The 21,789-nt window shown below is 42.7% G+C and carries 19 protein-coding genes; 16 read left to right on the top strand and 3 right to left on the bottom strand.

All coding sequences use genetic code 11. The annotated features are described in order from the left end of the window. Nucleotides 1-151: 151 nt before the first annotated feature. The gene (locus tag M2132_RS06105) at nucleotides 152-1,669 is read right to left on the bottom strand and encodes a GH3 auxin-responsive promoter family protein (protein WP_280672349.1); all 1,518 of its coding nucleotides are present in this window, start codon (nucleotides 1,667-1,669) and stop codon (nucleotides 152-154) included. A gap of 8 nt (nucleotides 1,670-1,677) precedes the next feature. Further along, nucleotides 1,678-2,385, bottom strand: coding sequence for a Crp/Fnr family transcriptional regulator (locus M2132_RS06100; protein WP_280672347.1), 708 nt, complete (start codon nucleotides 2,383-2,385; stop codon nucleotides 1,678-1,680). Between the two features lie 400 nt (nucleotides 2,386-2,785). Between M2132_RS06100 and tig the strand changes: the two genes are divergently transcribed. From tig to M2132_RS06070, 6 genes are all read left to right on the top strand, one after another. Beyond that, nucleotides 2,786-4,171, top strand: a complete 1,386-nt coding sequence (tig, locus tag M2132_RS06095; protein WP_280672345.1) for a trigger factor — start codon at nucleotides 2,786-2,788, stop codon at nucleotides 4,169-4,171. Between the two features lie 246 nt (nucleotides 4,172-4,417). After that, complete coding sequence (gene clpP / locus M2132_RS06090) at nucleotides 4,418-5,083, top strand: ATP-dependent Clp endopeptidase proteolytic subunit ClpP (RefSeq protein ID WP_280672343.1); 666 nt, start codon at nucleotides 4,418-4,420, stop codon at nucleotides 5,081-5,083. Nucleotides 5,084-5,158: 75 nt separating this feature from the next. Beyond that, nucleotides 5,159-6,397 (top strand): ATP-dependent Clp protease ATP-binding subunit ClpX, encoded by a 1,239-nt coding sequence (gene clpX / locus M2132_RS06085; protein WP_280672341.1) that lies wholly within the window; start codon nucleotides 5,159-5,161, stop codon nucleotides 6,395-6,397. 183 nt (nucleotides 6,398-6,580) lie between these two features. Beyond that, nucleotides 6,581-8,761, top strand: a complete 2,181-nt coding sequence (gene recQ, locus M2132_RS06080) for a DNA helicase RecQ (protein WP_280672391.1) — start codon at nucleotides 6,581-6,583, stop codon at nucleotides 8,759-8,761. Between the two features lie 9 nt (nucleotides 8,762-8,770). After that, nucleotides 8,771-9,226 (top strand): pantetheine-phosphate adenylyltransferase, encoded by a 456-nt coding sequence (gene coaD, locus M2132_RS06075; protein WP_280672339.1) that lies wholly within the window; start codon nucleotides 8,771-8,773, stop codon nucleotides 9,224-9,226. Nucleotides 9,227-9,313: 87 nt separating this feature from the next. Then, entirely contained in the window at nucleotides 9,314-11,008 is a 1,695-nt protein-coding gene (locus tag M2132_RS06070) for a S41 family peptidase (protein ID WP_280672337.1), read from the top strand. Between the two features lie 81 nt (nucleotides 11,009-11,089). On the opposite strand, the gene M2132_RS06065 is transcribed toward M2132_RS06070, so the two are convergent. Continuing rightward, nucleotides 11,090-12,460: an MATE family efflux transporter gene (locus M2132_RS06065; RefSeq protein ID WP_280672335.1), complete on the bottom strand. Its 1,371-nt coding sequence runs from the start codon at nucleotides 12,458-12,460 to the stop codon at nucleotides 11,090-11,092. 360 nt (nucleotides 12,461-12,820) lie between these two features. Between M2132_RS06065 and rpmB the strand changes: the two genes are divergently transcribed. From rpmB to M2132_RS06015, 10 genes are all read left to right on the top strand, one after another. Further along, complete coding sequence (gene rpmB, locus M2132_RS06060; RefSeq protein WP_280672333.1) at nucleotides 12,821-13,060, top strand: 50S ribosomal protein L28; 240 nt, start codon at nucleotides 12,821-12,823, stop codon at nucleotides 13,058-13,060. A gap of 25 nt (nucleotides 13,061-13,085) precedes the next feature. Next, nucleotides 13,086-13,274, top strand: coding sequence for a 50S ribosomal protein L33 (gene rpmG / locus M2132_RS06055; protein WP_280672331.1), 189 nt, complete (start codon nucleotides 13,086-13,088; stop codon nucleotides 13,272-13,274). A 20-nt stretch (nucleotides 13,275-13,294) separates the two neighbouring features. Further along, nucleotides 13,295-13,456: a DUF4295 domain-containing protein gene (locus M2132_RS06050; RefSeq protein WP_280672329.1), complete on the top strand. Its 162-nt coding sequence runs from the start codon at nucleotides 13,295-13,297 to the stop codon at nucleotides 13,454-13,456. 140 nt (nucleotides 13,457-13,596) lie between these two features. Next, nucleotides 13,597-14,559: a signal recognition particle-docking protein FtsY gene (gene ftsY / locus M2132_RS06045; RefSeq protein WP_280672327.1), complete on the top strand. Its 963-nt coding sequence runs from the start codon at nucleotides 13,597-13,599 to the stop codon at nucleotides 14,557-14,559. Nucleotides 14,560-14,649: 90 nt separating this feature from the next. Then, nucleotides 14,650-15,951 (top strand): 30S ribosomal protein S12 methylthiotransferase RimO, encoded by a 1,302-nt coding sequence (gene rimO, locus M2132_RS06040; RefSeq protein ID WP_280672325.1) that lies wholly within the window; start codon nucleotides 14,650-14,652, stop codon nucleotides 15,949-15,951. 26 nt (nucleotides 15,952-15,977) lie between these two features. Continuing rightward, a complete protein-coding gene (locus M2132_RS06035; protein ID WP_280672323.1) occupies nucleotides 15,978-16,268 on the top strand; it encodes an HU family DNA-binding protein in 291 nt (96 codons plus the stop codon). Then, entirely contained in the window at nucleotides 16,261-17,622 is a 1,362-nt protein-coding gene (locus M2132_RS06030; protein ID WP_280672321.1) for an HU family DNA-binding protein, read from the top strand. Before M2132_RS06035 ends, M2132_RS06030 begins: the two co-directional genes overlap by 8 nt. 5 nt (nucleotides 17,623-17,627) lie before the next feature. Then, nucleotides 17,628-19,358 carry a lysine--tRNA ligase gene (lysS, locus tag M2132_RS06025; protein ID WP_280672319.1) on the top strand — a complete coding sequence of 577 codons (1,731 nt, stop codon included), beginning with the start codon at nucleotides 17,628-17,630 and terminating at the stop codon, nucleotides 19,356-19,358. A gap of 33 nt (nucleotides 19,359-19,391) precedes the next feature. Beyond that, a complete protein-coding gene (locus tag M2132_RS06020; protein WP_280672317.1) occupies nucleotides 19,392-20,393 on the top strand; it encodes an NAD(P)H-dependent glycerol-3-phosphate dehydrogenase in 1,002 nt (333 codons plus the stop codon). 8 nt (nucleotides 20,394-20,401) lie between these two features. Continuing rightward, nucleotides 20,402-21,751, top strand: coding sequence for a glucose-6-phosphate isomerase (locus tag M2132_RS06015; RefSeq protein ID WP_280672315.1), 1,350 nt, complete (start codon nucleotides 20,402-20,404; stop codon nucleotides 21,749-21,751). Nucleotides 21,752-21,789: the final 38 nt, after the last annotated feature.

The raw sequence follows: 21,789 nt of genomic DNA, 5'->3' as shown, positions 1-21,789 counted from the left end.
CTTTGGATATTAATAAAACGTTTCGAAATCAGGCAGCAAATTTAAGTAAAGCTTTTATATTATGAAAAAAAACTTCGGCTTTTTAGCTTTTTTTGGGCTACACGATGTTATACTCCTGCCAAGCAAAGACCGCAGGCAATAGCCATTGTTTTTAAATCCGCCCGGTTGAATGCAAAAATACAAACATTCGCTCCAGATAATCACGGTTGTTCGACAGACGGGGAACCTTGTTCTGCCCTCCGCTTTTTTCGATAGACTTCATCCATTCGTAGAACGATCCTTTAGGCAAACTCCGCACCACAGGCGCTTGCAACGAAAGCCCGTACGAACGTTTTGCCTCGTAATCGGAGTTCACTTTCTTTAAAGCTTCGTCCAGCTCCGTTCCGAAAACATCTAAACAAGAAGGGCTGTTCTCAAACTCTATCAGCCACTCGTGGGCACCCGCATTATTGTCGCCAAAATAAACAGGGGCAGCCGTATATTCGGTTATCGTTGCTCCCGTTTTCAGGCAGGCTTCATGCAAAGCCTTTTCCGCATTGTCTATAATCAACTCTTCGCCAAAGGCGTTTATAAAATGTTTTGTTCGTCCTGTTATCTTAAACAGATATGGCTTCAGCGACGTAAATTCTATGGTGTCGCCAATCATATACCTCCACAACCCTCCGTTGGTAGATATGAGCAATGCGTAATTTTCGCCTGTTTTCACTTCGTCCAAAGTCAAGGTTTCAGGGTTTTCAGAATCCCATTGGCTCATCGGTACAAACTCGTAATAGATATTACTGTCGAGCATCAAGAGCATATCCTTCGAGTGTGAATCGAACTGTACCCCAAAGAACCCTTCGGAAGCATTATAGGTTTCCCAATAACGCATCGAAGCCTTCGGTATGATTTTTTTGTATTGTTCGGCAAAAGGGGTAAAACTGACTCCACCGTGAAAAAACACTTCAAGGTTTGGCCAGATATCAGTTAGTTCGCGCCCTGTGTCTTGTTTTATCTTTTTAAGCAGAACAAGCAACCACGACGGAACACCCATAAAAGCCCGCACATCGTGCGAAACAGCATAATAGGCAAGGGCTTGCAGCTTTTCTTCCCAATCGGGCAAGAGCGATATACTCTCCGGTGTACGGCTAAGTTTAGCCCAGAAATACAGGTTTTTAATCAGTATGGCCGAAATATCGCCCGTAAAAACGCCATCGCCTATCTCGTTTATCTGCTTACTGCCTCCCATAACGAGAGTTTTCCCGAAAAAAAAACGTGCATCCCTATTTGCACGCCCATAAATAGCGAGCATCTGCTCACCACATTTATAATGTCCGGTTTTTAAAGATTCGTCCGTAACGGGGATATATTTACTTTTATCTTCGGTTGTCCCCGAAGACATGGCAAACCAACGGACTGGTTTGTTCCAGAGTATATTTTGTTTTTTTTCGACTATTATTTTATCCAGAAAAGGACGCAGTTGCTCGTAGTGAAAAACCGGAACCTTTTTTCTGAAACCATCTTCGTTACGGATAGAATCAAAACCAAATTCTTTCCCGAAAAAAGTTTCTTTTCCGTTTTTTATCAGGTAATTAAATACTTTTCGCTGTACATCTATCGGATTCTGCACAAAACGGTCTACCTCACGGTAGCGAAAATCAAAGTATTTGTGTGCTAATCGGGTAATCATCCGGCATATTATCCTATTCTACTTATCTTCTGAAGTTTTTCTTTGTCGCGCACCTTGATTTTACGTCCATCGAGCGAAATGATTTTTTCCTCAACAAAAGTAGATAAAGTCCTGATGGCATTCGATGTAGTCATGTTCGACAAATTAGCCAAATCCTCCCTCGACAGATAGATGTTTATTGTAGCGCCATCTTCTTCCAATCCATAATTCTCGATCAGGAAGATAAGCGATTCGGCCAAGCGTCCGCGTATATGCTTCTGGGTGAGGTTCACCACACGCTCGTCGGCAATACCTAAGTCGGTAGACAGTTCTTTTATAAAATACATTGCAAAACGGGCATTGCTGGCTGCTATGTTTTCTATGATTTTCATTGGGATAAACCAAACCGTGCTGGGCTCGAAAGCCGTAGCGGCAGTTACATAAGGCTGATTGGCAAAGTAGGCACGATAACCAAAATTCTGCACAGGGCGTATCATCCGTATAATCTGGCTTCGCCCCCCTACTCCATTCTTATATATCTTTACCTTACCTTTCAATAAGCTCATCAGAAACTCCGGCGTTTCTTCTTCGTTGTAGATTACTTCATTTTTCTTAAAATCTACAATTTTTGAATTCTGCTTAATAACTTCGCGCTCCTGGTCGGTCAGCACATTCCACATTTCATGCAAATCGCCCGCTATGTCTGCTATATTTTTTTCGGAATTTTCTTTCATCATTCTGTTCTATCAAGTCATCACAGTCTTTCTCAGCACCCAGTCAAAACACTTTGACACATTGCTATACAAAGTTAGTATTTATTTTTAAATGCGATAAGAAATCAACAAAAAACTGTTTTTTAACTATGTTACAAAATACTAAAGCATTAAAACGTACCTTATCGGTTAATATTTCTTACTTTTTGAAAGTTAAAAAATACTCCTTCTTAAATCTTTATTTGAAATATAAGATTCAGAAAGTTTGTATATTGAGATAATAAAAGTAATTTTGCATGCTGAATTTCAAACCCGCTTTTCAAGGGCTATGTATCTAATATGCGGATAGATAACTCAAAAACAACTGATAAACACGGGGTAAATCATAAAAAAATTAAACAACAAATAATATAATAAAGTAAAGATGAACGTATCTCTTACAAATGTTGATAGCGTAAATGCTATTCTTAAAGTTGAAATCAACCAAGCAGATTATCAAGAAAAAGTAACCGGAGCGCTTAAAAATTTCCGTAAAAAAGCAAATATTCCGGGATTCCGTCCGGGTGCAGTACCTATGGGCATGGTGAAAAAAATGTACGGAAAGTCGATCCTTGCCGAAGAAGTTAACAAACTTGTAGGTGAAGGTATCTATAATTATATAAACGAAAACAAATTGAATGTTTTGGGCGAACCGCTTCCAAACATCGAAAAACAACAAGCCGTAGACTTTGGCACGGAAGGCGATTACGAATTCTTCTTCGACCTTGGTCTGGCTCCCGAAATAAAACTAAGCCTAACCAAGAGGGACAAAGTAGAATACTATAAAATAGCTGTTGATGAAGAACTTGTAGACAAACAAGTAGCGTCTTACAAAGCAAACTACGGAACATACAAAGCCGTAGAAGAAGGAGCTAAAGATACAGACCTATTGAAAGGTATTGTAACCGAACTTGATGCCGAGGGCAAACCTCTTGAAGGCGGAATAGTTGTTGAAGATGGTGTATTGATGCCTTCTTACATGAAAGACGAAACCGAAAAAGCTAAATTTGTAGGAGCTAAAGTAGGGGATGTCATAACCATGAACCCAGCTAAAGCATACGACGGAAATGAAGCCGAGATAGCATCTTTTCTTCACCTCAAAAAAGAAGATTTAACAACAATTTCGCCCGAATTTTCGTTCGAGGTAAAAGACGTTACCCGATACAAAGAGGCTGAGATGAACCAAGAGTTCTTTGACCGCATATTCGGTAAAGACGTTGTTAAAACAGAAGCCGACTTCAGAGAAAAAGTAAAAGAAAATATCTCAAATCAGTTAGCACCCGATAGCGATTATAAATTTTTGCTCGATGCCAAAGCTCTTCTTGAAAAGAAAGTGGGCGACCTGCAATATCCCGATGCTTTCTTGAAAAGATGGTTACTCACCACAGGCAAAGACAAAACTCCGGAGGCTATAGAAGAAGACTATCCTAAAATTATGGAAGATCTTAAATTCCACCTCATCAAAGAAGAGATTGCAAAAGCCAACGACCTGAAAATAGAGGAAGCCGACCTTAAAGAAGTTGCTATCATGGCCACTCAAGCACAATTTGCACAATACGGAATGATGAATGTTCCGGCCGATGTCATTGAAAATTATGCTGCCGAAATGGTGAAAAACAACGATCAGCGCAGAAATCTTTTGGACAAGGCTATGGAAAACAAAATCATAGAGTTCCTTAAAAAGACTCTTGGCTTGAAAGAAGTAAGCATATCGCTCAACGAATTCAAAAAATTCTTCGAACCTGCTGCCACTGACGAAACAGAAAAATAAAGCGTTTTTCGCGATATACGTTCAGGAAAAGGCTTTTACCTTAAAAATAAAGTTTGTGAATAACAAACTTTCGGCTTGCACCTTTTAGGTTTTTATTTATACCTTTGTTTTGGTGCAGACCTCCGATAAGACAAATTTAAGGTAGAAGCCTTTTCTGTGTTTTCTTATGATTTGCCCATCAAACGCAAATACAGGCACAGTATTTGTTATACAGAATCCGGAAACAATAATAAAACTGATACGATTATGAACAACGATTTTAAAAAATACGCAACCAAACATCTGGGCATGAATGGTCTTGCTCTCGACAAATATATTGATATAACAAGCAGCTATATATCGCCAACTATCATAGAAGAGCGTCAGTTGAATGTGGCTCAGATGGATGTTTTTTCGCGCCTGATGATGGATCGCATCATTTTTTTGGGCACGCAGATAGACGACTATACGGCCAATGTTATTCAAGCTCAGCTTTTGTATCTCGACTCGGCCGATAGCGGAAAAGATATATCTATTTATATCAATTCGCCGGGCGGATCGGTATATGCGGGCTATGGCATTTACGACACCATGCAGTTCATTGGCAGCGATGTTTCAACAATCTGTACGGGAATGGCAGCCTCAATGGCAGCTATATTGCTCGTTGCCGGACAAAAAGGCAAACGCTTCGGGCTGAAACACTCGCGCGTGATGATACATCAACCTTTGGGTGGCGCGCAAGGCCAAGCATCGGATATAGAAATCACATATCGCGAAATTGCTAAAGTAAAAAAAGAACTTTACACCATCATTTCCGAACATTCGGGCCAGTCTATAGAAAAAGTAGAGAAAGATGCCGACCGCGACTATTGGATGACATCTGCCGAAGCTAAAGAATATGGCATGATTGACGAAATCTTAATGAAAAAATAAAATCAATAACCTTATATGAAGAATTTATCCGGAAACATTACTCGTTAAACGGATAAATTCTTTGGATTTTAAAATATGGCAAAAAAACAATCGAACGATTTTTGCAGTTTTTGTGGACGTAGCGAGGGTGACGCAAACCTACTTATAGCCGGCCTGTCGGGTCATATTTGTGATTCGTGTGTTGAACAAGCCTACACGATTGTCCAAGAAGCTCTGACCTCCAAAAAATCAGGATTTGGAAGTTTAGACAAAGCAAGTTTACCGAACCCTAAGGAAATTAAAGAATTTCTTGATTCGTACATCATCGGGCAAAACAATGCCAAGCGATATCTTTCGGTTGCCGTATATAACCATTACAAACGCCTTCTGCAAGACAGTGGTGATGACGGGATAGAAATCGAGAAATCGAACATCATCATGGTTGGTCCTACCGGAACGGGGAAAACCCTCTTGGCACGCACCATAGCCAAACTGCTGCATGTTCCCTTTGCCATAGTAGACGCCACGGTACTAACCGAAGCCGGATACGTAGGCGAAGACATAGAAAGCATACTTACACGCCTCTTACAAGCTGCCGATTACGATGTGGAAGCCGCCGAAAGAGGTATCGTGTTCATAGACGAGATAGATAAGATTGCCCGCAAGGGCGACAACCCTTCCATCACCCGCGACGTTAGCGGCGAAGGAGTTCAGCAAGGATTGCTCAAACTGCTGGAAGGTTCGGTTGTTCTTGTTCCCCCTCAGGGAGGACGCAAGCATCCCGACCAGAAAATGATAGCCGTCGACACCAAAAACATCCTCTTTGTTTGTGGCGGAGCCTTCGATGGCATAGAACGCAAAATTGCACAACGCCTCAATACCCAAGTGGTTGGCTATGCCTCGGCAAACAAGAAAAAACGGATCGACCGCGACAATCTGTTGCAATACATAACACATCAGGATTTGAAATCCTTTGGGCTGATACCCGAAATCATTGGCCGGTTGCCCATCCTTACCTCCCTCAATGCTCTTGACAAGGGTACGCTGCGCCGTATCCTCACTGAGCCAAAAAACTCTATTATCAAACAATACATCAAGCTGTTCGCTATGGACGGGGTTATCCTCACCTTCGACGAAGATGTGTTCGATTATATTGTAGACATTGCGGTTGAGTATAAATTAGGAGCAAGGGGCTTGAGGTCGATTGTCGAAACCATTATGATGGATGCCATGTACGACACTCCGTCCACGAAAAAGAAAAAACTGCATATCTCTAAAGATTATGCCAAAGAACGCCTCAACGAGTCGCAGCTCGACCAACTAAAAGAAGCTTAATCGATTTTTATTATCAGAAAAAGTTTCTATTTTGGTTGGAGTTTTCATTTGTGCGCTTTATCTTCGTAATAGTATTGAGCTTAAAAAACTTTATATGGAAGTGTAAGCTTCATTTATATACTATAATGAAGTTAACTGCTGTTCGTGAAAAAACTAATCTGTTGACCTTGATGCAATATGCCAATTAGCGACAAAATTTTACATGAAAGGCTGAAAGAGAATTTTGGGTTCGACAAGTTCAAAGGAAACCAACAAGATATCATTCAGAACGTGCTGGACGAAGAAGACACATTCGTTTTGATGCCCACAGGTGGCGGCAAATCGTTGTGCTATCAGTTGCCCGCACTTATAATGGAGGGTACGGCAGTCGTCATCTCGCCACTGATTGCCTTGATGAAAAATCAAGTCGATGCCATGCGCAACTTCAGCGAAGAAGACGGTATTGCCCATTTCCTGAACTCGTCGCTCAACAAAGCAGCTATCGACTGCGTTAAAGCAGATATTGTAAGAGGAAAAACAAAACTCCTTTACGTAGCTCCCGAGTCGCTAACGAAGGAAGAAAACATAGATTTTTTGCGTCACGTAAAAGTTTCGTTCTATGCGATAGACGAGGCTCACTGTATCTCGGAATGGGGGCACGATTTCCGTCCCGAATACAGAAGGATACGACCCATAATAGACGAAATTGGGAAACGTCCGGTTATAGCACTGACGGCAACAGCAACGCCAAAAGTGCAGCACGATATACAGAAAAACCTGGGGATGACAAACGCCAAGGTTTTTAAATCGTCTTTCAACCGCGAAAACCTTTATTATGAGGTACGTACCAAAACGAATAGCCGCGATAAAGAAATTATTAAGTTCATACGCTCGCAGGAAGGCAAGTCAGGAATCATATACTGTCTTAGCAGAAAGAAAGTAGAAGAGTTTGCTGAAATACTTCGTGCCAATAATATTAATGCCCTTGCCTACCATGCCGGGCTCGATGCGGCCACACGTTCCGAAAATCAGGATGCCTTCCTGATGGAAAAAACAGACATCATCGTGGCCACCATTGCCTTTGGTATGGGTATAGACAAACCCGATGTACGCTTTGTGATCCACTACGATATCCCTAAAAGTCTGGAAGGGTATTATCAGGAAACAGGCCGTGCCGGCAGAGACGGAGGCGAAGGGCGCTGCATAGCTTTTTATTCGTACAAAGATTTGCAGAAATTAGAAAAATTTATGCAAGGCAAACCCGTTGCCGAACAGGAAATAGGAAAGCAACTCCTGCTCGAAACAGCCGCCTATGCCGAAACAGCCTTATGCCGAAGAAAAGTTCTTTTGCATTACTTTGGCGAAGAATATAACCAATCGAATTGTGGTAATTGTGACAACTGTTTAAACCCTAAAAAACAAGTGGAAGCTCAAGATTTATTATTAACCGCCATCGAAGCGGTAGTTGCTCTGAAAGAAAAATTTAAACCGGAATACGTAATCAATGTTCTCAGAGGCAAAGAAACCTCCGAGATAGAAACGTACGGACACCAGGAACTGGAAGCATTCGGCTCTGGCGACGATACGGACGAAGACACATGGAATGCCGTGATTCGCCAAGCCATTGTGGCCGGATATTTCGATAAGGATATCGAAAACTATGGTTTGCTGAAAGTTACAAAAAAGGGGAAAGACTTTTTGAAAAATCCTTCGTCCTTCAAAATAGCTCACGAGAGCGAAGAAGACGTTGACGACAGCGACGAAATCATCATAAAAAGCAGTGGAGGAAGTTCGGCGGTAGACCCCGTTTTGTTTTCAATAATGAAAGACTTGCGGAAAAAAATGTCGAAAAAACTGAACGTTCCCCCCTACGTTATCTTCCAAGATCCTTCGCTCGAGGCCATGGCAACCATCTATCCTATCACAATGGAGGAGTTGCAGAATATTCCGGGAGTAGGTGCCGGTAAGGCAAAGAGATACGGCTCGGAGTTTCTCGACATAATAAAAAGACATGTGGAGGAAAACGAAATTGAACGCCCCGAAGACCTCCGCGTAAAAACCGTAGCCAATAAGTCGAAACTAAAAGTCGCCATCGTTCAGGCAATAGACCGAAAAGTGGCTCTCGACGATTTGGCCGAATCGAAAGGGATAGAATTCCGCGAACTACTCGACGAAGTGGAAGCCATCGTTTTTTCGGGAACAAAAATAAATATAGATTACTTCCTCGACGAAGTTGTGGACGAAGACCATATAGCCGATATCTTCGACTATTTCCAAGAAGCCGAGTCGGACGATTTGGAAGAAGCCATCAAAGAATTGGGTGAATATACCGAAGACGAGATACGCTTGGTGCGCATCAAGTTTATCTCCGACATGGCTAACTAAAAGCATAGAATGAAAAAAGCCGTTTTCCCGGGAACATTCGATCCCTTTACAATAGGACATTACTCTTTGGTTGAAAGAGGATTGAAGCTTTTTGACGAAATAGTGATCGCGATAGGTATCAACGATGCAAAAAAAAGTTACTTTTCGGTAGAAGAACGCATCCGGATGATTGACGGTTTATATCGCGATAACCCAAGGGTTTGTGTATCGTCGTACGATTGCCTGACCGTAGATTTTGCTAAACAAATTGACGCGGAATTCATTTTACGTGGCATACGTTCGGTCAATGATTTTGAATACGAAAAAACGATTGCCGACATGAACCGGAAATTGGCGGGAATAGAAACATTTGTTTTGTACACCGAACCCGAACTGACACACATAAGTTCTACCATAGTAAGAGAACTGCTGAGGTATGGGCGGGACGTCGCAAGCTTCATCCCAAAAGGGTTGAAAATAAAATAAGGAAACAATATACATGTATAGCCAAGGCTTCGTCAGAGCTTGGCTATATATCTTTACTATATACACAATAAAAAAATGCTATAAAGAATGAAAAAACTACTTACAACTTTCGTTTGTTGCTTTTTAGTGGCCGGAGTCTGTTTTTCTCAGGCATCAAGTCCGGCATATCAAAAGGTGAGGAATACGATGTTTGCCATCGAAAAACTATACGTAGACGAGGTTGATGAAAACAAACTGGCAGAAGACGCAATAAAATCGCTACTTGGGAAATTAGACCCCCACTCTACCTATGCGAATCCCGAAGAAGTAAAAGAAATGAATGAGCCTCTTGATGGTAATTTCGACGGAATAGGTATTACCTTCAATATGACCACCGACACGCTCTACATAATCGAAACCATAGCCGGAGGGCCTTCGCAAAAAGTAGGCATCATGCCCGGCGACCGTATTATTGCCGTTAACGACACAACCATAGCCGGAGTGAAAATGCCGCAAAAGGATGTGATGCGCCGCCTACGCGGAAAGAAAGGAACTACGGTCAACGTACAGATTTTGCGCCGGGGAGTGTCCGAACTTATAAACTTCAAAATAACCCGCGATAAAATTCCCATTTACAGTATAGAGGCATCGTACATGATTAATCCTACAATCGGTTATATCCGCATATCACGCTTTGCGGCAACTACCTTAAGTGAATTTAGCGAAGCCCTCGGCACTTTAAAAAAACAGGGCATGAAGGATCTCATTCTTGACCTTGAATATAATGGTGGAGGCTATCTTTCTGCCGCAACAGGTATCGCAAATGAGTTTTTGGGTCCTAATAAACTCATCGTTTACACCGAAGGAGCCAACCAACCCCGGTATAAAGAAGAATCGAACGCACGGGGTTCGCTCGAAAACGGGAAGCTTGTTGTACTCGTAAACGAGGCTTCGGCTTCGGCAAGCGAGATTGTATCGGGTGCCGTTCAAGACTGGGACAGAGGGGTTATTGTGGGTCGCCGTACCTTTGGTAAAGGATTGGTGCAAAGACCTATTCCACTACCCGATGGCTCAATGATACGCCTCACTGTGGCACGCTATTATACGCCAACAGGCCGGTGCATACAAAAACCTTACGAAAACGGAGAAAAAGATGCTTACAACAAAGACATCATTGCCCGCTATAATAATGGAGAAATGCTAAGTGCCGACAGCATCCACTTTCCCGACTCGCTCAAATATAAAACACTGACAAACCAACGCACCGTATACGGTGGTGGTGGCATCATGCCCGACTATTTTGTGCCTCTCGATACTACCAAGTATTCTGATATATACCTACGAATCAATGCCAAGGGATTGGTTTACAAGGTAGCCTTAGCCGAAGTTGACGAAAACCGAAAAGCCATATTAAAGAAATACCCTACAATCGACGACTTCAAGGCTAACTACAAGGTATCGGAAGCTGTTTATGCTTCACTGCTTAAATCGGCCAAAGACGAAGGTATATTTGGTACTGACAGCACCAAAATTGATCTTGTAAAAGATGCTAATACAGCAGATTCGCCTACCGATCTGAAAGAGACGGAAACCACATCTTCTGATAAGAAATTTACGAAAAAAGATTTCGATGAAGCCAAGCCATCAATGGAAACATACATGAAAGCTCTCATAGCCCGCGATGTGTATGACACGGCTGCCTTCTATAAGATAATGAACGACACAAACGATATCTTCCAGAAAGGTCTCGAAATCATTAACAACGATCAGTTATACAATCAATTGCTGGAAAGAGGAAGGTAATCACCTCCATAAAAATATATAAAACGAAAGGCATCCCGCAGATAAGTCAGGATGCCTTTTGTTGTATTTAAATATCCGCTTTTATACCAATGCTTTATTAAACTTCTTTATTTGCCATATAAGCATACATCCTGCTGTAATGGCCGATAGCGTATCCGACACCGCAGCCGAAAGCCACACGCCATTGAGCCCAAAAAAAGTGGGCAGGATAAACATTGCCGGAAGAAGGAATAAAAACTGGCGCGAAACGCTTAAGAATATAGATTTACTGGCCATACCGATGCATTGGAAAAAGTTTGAAGTCACAATCTGGAAACCTACAATAACATAAGCCAGCGTTAAGCAGCGTAATGCCACTGCCGACAAGCTCGTAATTTCGGCATCGGCGCTGAAAGCCTTCACAAAAACTTCGGGGAAGAAAAAGCCCAAAACAAATCCCAGTGATGTGATACAAGTCGCCACTTTTATCGTGTAGATTAAGGTTTCCTTAACCCTCGCATAATTTTTAGCACCGTAATTATATCCTACTATCGGCTGCATGCCTTGCGTAAGCCCCATTACAATCATGGTTACCAACATCATCAAACGGTTTGCGTTCGAAAAAGCAGCAATCGCGTCATCGCCCGTAGCTCCCGCCAGTCCAGCATACGCCCGTAACTGCGAGTTATAGAAAACCACCACTACCGAAGCCGCAACCTGCATCGAAAACGGAGCCAAACCTATGGATACTATCCCCTTAACAATATCGGCACGGAAACGCATATGTATTTTTCGCAACCGGATATAACTCCCTTTGTTCAGAAAATGGTGCATCACAAAGCAAAAACTTATCACCATCGAAAGGAATGTTGCCGCGGCAGCGCCCTTCATTCCCCATCCAAACCCTAAGATAAAAATAGGAGCCAGAACAATATTGGCGATAACGCTTATCAGCATCGTGTACATCGCCTTGAAAGGGTAACCCGAAGCACGCATCATGTTGTTGAAGTTAAAGCACATCGACAGGAACAGGTTTCCCGGTAAAAAAATTACCAAAAAATCGCGCGCATAAGGATAAGTAACCTCACTTGCCCCGGCAAACATCAATATAGGCTTCAGAAAAATCAATATCGCGGCAATCATACTTCCGCTCAATGCCAAAGTCAGCACAAACGAAGTACCTGCAATCTGTTCTGCTTTTTCGCGGTTTTTCAGCCCCAAATAAATTGACATTCTGCTGGCAGAACCCGCGCCCACCAACATACCAACGGCCGCCGTAAGGTTCATAATAGGCAGAATAACACCCAGCGCGCTCAGCGCTTCTTTTCCTACCCAGTGACCGATAAAAACACCGTCTATTATATTATATAAGGTGTTGACTATCGTACCCACGATGGCAGGCAAGGCATATTGCCAAAGAAGTTTACTTATTTTTTTCTGAGATAATTCTTCAATATTCGCCGAATTCGACATAAAACTTATTAATCAAAAAAAGTGGAGAGCCAATCTAACTAAAAAAACCTTGCATCACTGCAAGGGTACAGACAGTTGCTCCTTCACTGCCATTTTTCATATCATTCACAATTGGCATAACACACGCTGCCATTATTATTTTTACGAATGCAAAGGTACATGTTTTATCCGTCAAAAAAATAGTTATCTTTGCACCGGTTTTATTTTTAGCCTTTCATTTTAGGGAAAATTAAACCAACATACAGAAAAAAAAATCATTTAACGCACCAAACATTTGCTCGATAGAAAAAAATAACTACTTTTGCAATCCGTTTTGGGTATCTATACACGATAAAAGAAATAATAAAATACTATATAGCAATGTCTAAGATTTGTCAAATAACAGGAAAGAAAGCATTGGTTGGCAATAATGTTTCTCACTCAAATAAGAAGACTAAAAGAAAATTTAACGTCAACCTGTTTACAAAGAAATTTTATTGGGTAGAAGAAGATTGTTGGGTTAGCCTTAATATCTCGGCAGCGGGTCTTCGCACAATAAACAAAATCGGGTTGGATGCAGCTATCAAAAGAGCTGACGAAAAAGGTTTTTTAAACGCATAACTTTAAGAAGAGGAGAATATAGGCGATGGCTAAGAAAGCAAAAGGAAACAGAGTACAAGTTATACTGGAGTGCACAGAGCACAAAGAAAGTGGTATGCCAGGAACATCAAGATATATCACTACCAAAAACAGAAAAAACACTACCGAAAGGCTTGAGTTGAAAAAATACAACCCTGTTCTTAGGAAAGTAACCGTTCATAAAGAAATTAAGTAAAAAAAGAGGAGATATAACCCATGGCAAAGAAAACAGTTGCAGGATATCGTGACCCAGCTTCGAAAGACGGTCGTAATTATACAAAAGTTATAAAAATGGAAAAGTCGCCCAAAACAGGTGCTTATACATTTAAAGAAGAAATGATACCTAACGAATCAGTGAAAGATTATTTTGCTAAATAATAAAAGTTAATAATACCTAAAAGACCTCCTTCCATGAATTTGTAGGGAGGTCTTTTGTTTTACATTGTATAATTTTGCAGAAGTTTAGTCATGGCAATTAACTAACGCTCGAACACAGGGAATCTTAAAATAAACAGAATATGGGACTATTCGACTTTTTCTCCAAATCGAAAAAAGAAGATAAGGAAGACCTCAACAAGGGTCTGGAGAAAACCAAAGAAAGCATGTTTTCTAAACTTTCGCGGATTGTTGCAGGAAAATCGAAGGTTGACGACGATTTCCTTGACGATCTGGAAGAAGTTCTTCTCTCGTCGGACGTTGGCGTGGACACAACTCTGAAAATAATAGACCGCATAGAAAAAAGGGCGGCGCAAGACAAGTATATAAATACCGGCGAGTTGAACGACTTGTTGCGCGACGAAATCACAAAACTTCTTACCGAAAACAATAGCCTCGACCGGGACGATTTTTCTGTTCCGGAAGACCAAAAGCCCTACGTCATAATGGTTGTAGGCGTGAACGGTGTTGGCAAAACAACTACAATAGGAAAGCTGGCAAACCAATTCAAGACAGCTGGCAAATCGGTATATCTGGGTGCTGCCGACACTTTCCGCGCAGCAGCCGTAGAGCAATTGGTTATCTGGGGTGAGCGTGTAGGCGTGCCCGTTGTTAAACAAAACATGGGAGCCGACCCCGCATCCGTTGCCTTCGACACCATCAGCTCGGCCAAGGCCAACAACGCCGATGTTGCTATCATTGATACAGCAGGACGCTTGCACAACAAAATAAACCTGATGAACGAGCTTACCAAAATAAAGAACGTGATGAACAAGATCGTTCCGGGAGCCCCGCATGAGGTTCTCTTGGTGCTTGATGGCTCGACAGGGCAAAACGCATTTGAACAAGCCAAACAGTTTACCGCCGCCACCGAAGTTACGGCTTTGGCTATCACCAAACTCGATGGCACGGCCAAAGGCGGTGTAGTGGTTGGCATATCCGACCAGTTCAAAATCCCCGTGAAATACATCGGTCTGGGCGAAGGTATCAACGATTTGCAGGTTTTCAGACGCAAAGAGTTTGTTGACTCGCTATTCGGAAAATAAAAAAATTACTATCTTTATAAGCTTATTATCGCGTCTTGCGCCGGGCAAATCACTGCTTTTCCGGCACAAGAATAGCATATATACCAGTAAATGAATAAAAATCAGATAGATGTAATAACTCTTGGTTGCTCAAAAAACCTTGTCGATTCGGAGCTGTTAATGAAACAACTTCTGGCCGGCGGGTACACCGTGAAGCATGATGCCGAAAAAGTAACCGGCGAAATTGTTGTCATCAACACATGCGGATTCATAGGCGACGCCAAAGAGGAATCTATAAATACCATACTGAATTTTGTTGAGGCAAAGAAAGCCCGCCGCATAAGCAAACTGTTTGTTATGGGCTGCCTTTCGGAACGTTATATGCAAGAGCTCGAAACCGAGATACCCGAGGTTGATAAGTTCTACGGAAAATTCAACTGGAAAAACCTGATTCAAGACCTCGGTAAATCGTACCAACAAGACGCCGCCTCAGGCAGAGCCATTACCACCCCACCGCACTATGCCTACCTGAAAATATCGGAGGGATGCAACCGAGCCTGCTCATACTGCTCCATCCCCATTATAACGGGTAAACACACATCCCGCCCTATGGAGGAAATAGTGGAAGAGGTAGAAGCCCTTGTAAAGCAAGGCGTAAAAGAGTTTCAGATAATAGCCCAAGACCTTTCGTATTATGGCTTGGACAATTACAAAAAGATGATGCTGTCCGAGCTTATCGAGCGCATTTCGGACGTCAAGGGGGTTGAATGGATAAGGCTGCATTATGCCTATCCTGCCCGTTTTCCGTTCGATTTGCTGCGTGTGATGCGCGAACGCGACAATGTATGCAAGTATCTCGACATTGCCCTTCAGCACATATCGGACAATATGCTGTCTTTGATGCGCCGCAATATATCCCGCAAGGAAACATTCGATTTGCTCCACACCATACGTCGGGAAGTTCCGGGTATTCACCTGCGTACAACCCTAATGGTGGGACATCCCGGCGAAACCGATGAAGATTACGAAGAATTGCTTAACTTTGTAGAAGATATACGCTTCGAAAGAATGGGGGCATTTCCTTACTCTAACGAAGACGGAACTTATGCTTACAATCATTACAAAGACGATGTGTCGCCCCAAACCAAACAAGATCGCATGGACAGATTGATGAGGGTGCAGGAAAACATATCGGCCGAAGTCAATGACAAGAAGTTGGGTAAGGTCTTCAGGGTAATCATAGACAAAGAAGAACCCGATTTTTATATCGGGCGAACAGAGTTCGATTCACCCGAAGTAGACCCTGAGGTTCTGATAAAAAAAGACTGTAAACTAAAAGTAGGAAATTTTTACAAGGTTAAAATAACCGAAGCTCAACCTTTCGAATTATACGGAGAGGTTATAGAGCCATAAGCCTTTTTTTCCGGAAAAATACTGGTATGACAAACAAAGAACTTATAGAAACGTTGGCCAAACGACTCGATTGGACACAAAACCAAACGGCCGATGTGCTGAAAAACGCTGTCGATGTGCTGAGCAATAGTTTATCAGAAAGCGACACGGTAAGTATACAGGGGTTTGGTGTTTTTGAAACAAAAAAGCTACAAGAGAGAATCTCCGTTAACCCTGTTTCTAAGCAACGCTTTCTGGTTCCTCCCAAAATTGCTCCGGCATTCCGTCCTAGCCAGATAATAAAAGACAAACTTAAAAACACAACTGCCAATGAATGAGAAACTAACATTACAAGATATTACCGCTTTATTAGCAAAACAAGCCAAAATTTCTAAAAAAGATGCTGAATCTTTTTTAAAGGAACTATTTGCCCTTATCAGCGAAAACATTCTTGATAATGAATCGGTTTCTATAAAAGACTTTGGAACGTTTAAACCAACCCTTATCAACAGTCGCGAAAGCGTAAATGTAAACACCGGAGAAAAAATACGGATACCGGCTCATATACGCCTCACGTTTTCGCCCGATAAGGCATTGAAGGAACTTGTAAACAAACCTTTTTCGGCTTTCGAAACCACCCTTTTATACGATGGCAATGATGTTTTGCCTAACAATGCGATAAATATTGAACAGCAGGCCGAAGAAATAGTTGTGGACGAGTATTCCGACGATAATGATTTCTCGGATAACGAAGACATGATATCGGAAGAAACCATTACGAATGATATTCGTAACGAAGAACCTGTCTTAGAAGACGAAGAACAACCGTCCGGCGAAGCAATCGAGCATGACGAAGCACCACAAGAGGAAACAACCATAACTGATGCCCAAAGCGAAGTCATTGAAGATACACTCGAAGCGCCCCAAGCTCCTGCAACCAACAACGATATACAGGATGCCGAAGCTGGCAAAGAGCGTTCGCCACTTCAGGATATTATTTTTGAAAGCGATTCTACGAAAACGGTTATAACCCTTCCCGTTTCCTCCCCGGCAAAGCCGAAATCGGAATCCGATAAAAATTTATCGCTCAGCAAAGAGCAAAAAGAACAATTACACGATACATCCGGTAACAACAATCCGTCTGACGAATATAATTTATCTTTGGGCGAATATGATATAAAGCCCGGTTTTTGGTATAAGGTAAAACATCACCTGCCTATCATCCTATTATCATTAGTGCTGATTAGCGGTGTTGCTTATGCCTTTTACAGGCTGTTTAACCGTACGCAACACACTCCGGCCATAATTCCCACAGAAGGGTTTTATGCTATCCCCGATTCTCTGTTTCTTGACTCTTTAGCGGCTAATATCCAATCGGCCTCCGATTCTGTGCAGGGAAATATTGCCGAACCAGACAAAACTCCCATCAACAGCAATCAGGCTGTACTCGATACATTGAATAAAGGCGGCAGTTTACGTACCTTAGCCACCAAACACTATGGCAACAAAATATTCTGGGTTTATATTTTTCAGGAAAACAAAGACAAAATTAAAAATCCTAATGTATTGAATGTAGGCACGGTTTTGCGCATCCCCGACCTGAAGAAGTATACAGGCAACCAAACCGCCGAAGATGCCTTGAAACAAGCCAAAGATTTGGAACTTGAAATAGAAAACAATAAAACAAAATAAAAGCAATGAGCATACTCGATCTAAGTGAACAAGAAATAATCCGCAGGCAAAGCCTCGACGAAATGCGCCAGATGGGGATAGACCCTTATCCCGCGGCCTTATATCCAACCAATGCCTATTCTACCGAGATAAAAGAAAACTTCAGCGACGACGCTCTCGAAAAACGTCAGGTTACCATAGCCGGACGTATCATGAGCCGCCGCATTATGGGTAAAGCCTCTTTCATGGAGTTGCAAGACTCCGAAGGACGCGTACAGGTATATATATCGCGCGACGACCTTTGCCCCGGCGATAACAAAGACGTGTACAACATCGTTTTTAAGAAACTACTCGATATTGGCGATTTTGTGGGTATCAGCGGATATGTTTTCCGCACACAGATGGGCGAAATATCGGTTCATGCCGAAAGCCTCACCGTATTGTCGAAATCGTTGCGTCCGCTGCCTATCGTTAAGGTAAAAGACGGTGTTACTTACGATGGATTTACCGACCCCGAAATGCGTTACCGCCAGCGTTATGTAGACCTCGTGGTGAACGAAGACATAAAAGACATATTCGTGAAGCGTACAAAAGCTTTCAACTCGATGCGTAACTTCTTCAACGAGAGAGGTTACCTCGAAATGGATACCCCTGTCTTGCAAAGTATTCCCGGCGGAGCTTCGGCCCGTCCGTTCATCACCCACCACAATGCGCTCGACATTCCGTTGTATCTGCGCATTGCCAACGAGTTGTACCTGAAACGCCTTATTGTGGGTGGATTTGAAGGGGTGTACGAGTTTTCGCGCAACTTCCGCAACGAAGGGATGGACCGCACGCACAACCCCGAATTTACGGTAATGGAAATATATGTAGCCTACAAAGACTACAATTGGATGATGGAGTTTACCGAGCAGATGATAGAACACGTTTGCCTCGATGTGCTGGGCACAACCCAAGTACAGGTTGGCGAAAACACTATCAACTTCAAAGCTCCTTTCAGAAGAGTGACGATGATTGATGCCATCAAGGAACATACAGGTATAGACATCAATGGAATGAACGAAGACCAGCTTCGCGAAGTATGCAAGCAACTTGGTGTTGAGCAGGACGAAACGATGGGTAAAGGCAAGCTGATAGACGAAATTTTTGGCGAAAAATGCGAAGGCCGCTACATACAGCCTACCTTCATAACCGACTACCCTATCGAAATGTCGCCCTTGTGCAAACGCCACCGTTCCAATCCGGAACTTACGGAGCGTTTCGAATTAATGGTTAACGGTAAGGAGTTGGCAAATGCCTATTCTGAACTGAACGACCCGATAGACCAACGCGAACGCTTTGAAGAACAACTCAAACTCTCGGAAAAAGGAGACGACGAGGCCATGTTCATAGATCAGGATTTTTTACGTGCTTTGGAGTACGGTATGCCTCCAACATCGGGCATGGGTATCGGTATGGACAGGTTCGTTATGCTGCTCACAGGGCAAACAACCATACAGGAGGTACTGTTGTTCCCCCAAATGCGTCCCGAAAAAACTGCTAAAAAAGACCCCGAAGCCAAATATACGGAAATAGGCATACCCCAAACATGGGTTGCCGCCATACAAAAAGCAGGATACCTGACCGTCGATGATTTGAAGGATGCCAATCCTAATAAATTGCGCCAAGAACTGTGCGAACTGAACAAAAAATATAAATTAGGACTCGATAATCCGAAGGACGAGGAAGTAAAAACGTGGGTCGAAAACGCCAAATAAAACGGCTATATTGTTAAATTAGATGTATTTAATATGGATTTTCCCGGAAAAATAGCTGTATTAGGCGGTGGAACATGGGCAACAGCCCTTGCTAAAATCTTTTTACTGAGTGGGGCGGAAATCAACTGGTATATGCGCCGTTCGGAGCAAATAGAAGACTTCATGCGCAAAAAGCGCAATCCTTCGTATCTGTCTACCGTAACTTTCGACACGTCTAAGATATTTTTTACGTCCGACATCAACGAGCTGGTACGCAACTCCGACACCTTGGTGTTTGCCGTTCCGTCACCTTTCCTGAAAGCGCACTTGGCAAAGCTCGAAGAACCTATCTGCGATAAGTTCATCGTATCGGCCATCAAAGGTATTGTGCCCGAAAGTAACCAGATTATAACAGATTATTTTTCGGATACTTATGGGGTGTCGCCCGACAATATATCAATCATTGCCGGCCCTTGCCATGCCGAAGAAATAGCTTGGGAAAAGCAATCGTATCTGACCATCGGATGCAAAGACCCCGACAGAGCAGAGGCTTTTGCACGGATAATGAACAACAGTTTTCTGAAAGCAACCATATCGACCGACGTAAATGGTATTGAACTGGCTGCCGTTCTGAAAAATGTGTTTGCCATAGCTGCCGGAATCTGTCATGGTTTGAAGTATGGCGATAACTTCCAAGCCGTTCTCATATCGAATGCTATTGTAGAAATGGAACGGTTTGTAGCCGCGGCCTCTCCTATGCCAAATAGATGTATCTTCGACTCGGCATATTTGGGCGATTTGCTTGTTACCGCCTATTCAACCTTTAGCCGTAACCGGACATTTGGCTCTATGATAGGTAAAGGTTACTCGGTAAAAGCCGCCCAGATGGAAATGGAAATGATAGCCGAAGGCTATTATGCCACAAAATGTATCCGCGAAATGAACGAAACCTATAAAGTGGATATGCCCATCGCCGACACCGTTTATCGTATTCTTTATGAAAAATCGTCGCCTCGTGCGGAAATTAAATATTTAAGAGAAAACGTTTTAAAATAGAACAGGTTATGAACAACAAAGTTATCAGTCTCAATATAGATAAGACGTTGCCTTTTATAGGCGAAGGTCAAATAGCAGCCAATGCTGCTTCTGCAAAACAATGTAACGAAGCGTTGCACAAAGGCACAGGAAAAGGCAACGACTTTTTGGGTTGGGTAAATCTACCCTCATCAATAACAAACGCCCATCTGGACGATATAATACAAACGGCAAACGCCTTGCGCAGCAAATGCGAGGTAGTTGTGGTGGTTGGTATCGGAGGCTCTTACCTTGGTGCCAGAGCGATTATAGAATCGCTATCGAATTCCTTTGACTGGTTGCAAAAAGACCGCGAAAACCCTGTGATAGTATATGCCGGACAAAACATCGGCGAAGACTATCTTTACGAGCTGAAAGAATACCTTGCAGGCAAATCGTTCGGGATAATCAATATATCAAAATCGGGCACAACAACCGAGCCCGCCCTTGCTTTCCGTATCTTGAAGCAACAACTCGAAGCCGCCGTAGGCAAAGACGAAGCCCGCTTGCGTATCGTTGCCATAACCGATGCTGCCCGTGGTGCGTTGCATACTTTGGCAAAACAAGAAGGATATAAAATGTATGTCATCCCCGACAATGTAGGTGGACGCTTTTCGGTGCTGACACCCGTAGGATTGCTGCCTATCGCCATCGCCGGATTAGACATCAAATCGCTCATTGCCGGAGCTGTCCTGATGGAAAAAAACACCGCTCCCGATGTACCCTTCGAGGATAATTTGGCAGAACAATATGCCGTTACCCGCAACGAACTGTATAAGGCAGGAAAAAAGATTGAAATACTTGCCAACTTCAACCCTAAGCTTCACTTCATTGCAGAATGGTGGAAACAACTGTATGGCGAAAGCGAAGGCAAGGAAAACAAAGGAATTTTCACCGCTGCCGTCGATTTCACTACCGACCTCCATTCTATGGGACAATGGATACAGGAAGGCGAACGTAGTATTTTCGAAACCGTAATTTCGGTAGCCAGTCCTAACAATACATTGGAAGTACCAAGCGACGAAGCCGATCTGGACGGGCTTAACTTCCTTGCAGGCAAGCGTGTTGACTTCGTAAACAAAATGGCCGAGTTGGGAACACAGTTAGCCCATGTAGACGGTAGCGTTCCAAATATAAAGATAGAAATACCCCAGTTGAGTGAGCATTGCATCGGACAATTGATTTACTTCTTCGAGAAAGCCTGCGGAATTAGCGGCTATATGCTCGGCGTGAATCCGTTCGACCAACCGGGCGTAGAAGCATACAAGAAAAACATGTTCGCTCTGTTGAATAAACCGGGTTTTGAAAAAGAACACGAAGATATTCAGAAACGGTTGTAATTACGAACATTAAAAAACGTTCTCTTTGTCATTTTGAA

This window comes from Dysgonomonas sp. PH5-45 (assembly GCF_029893235.1).
In the GTDB taxonomy this organism is placed as follows: Bacteria; Bacteroidota; Bacteroidia; order Bacteroidales; family Dysgonomonadaceae; genus UBA1309.
Note: the sequence above shows the minus strand (reverse complement) of the source record. Positions and strands in the feature narration are given on the sequence as shown.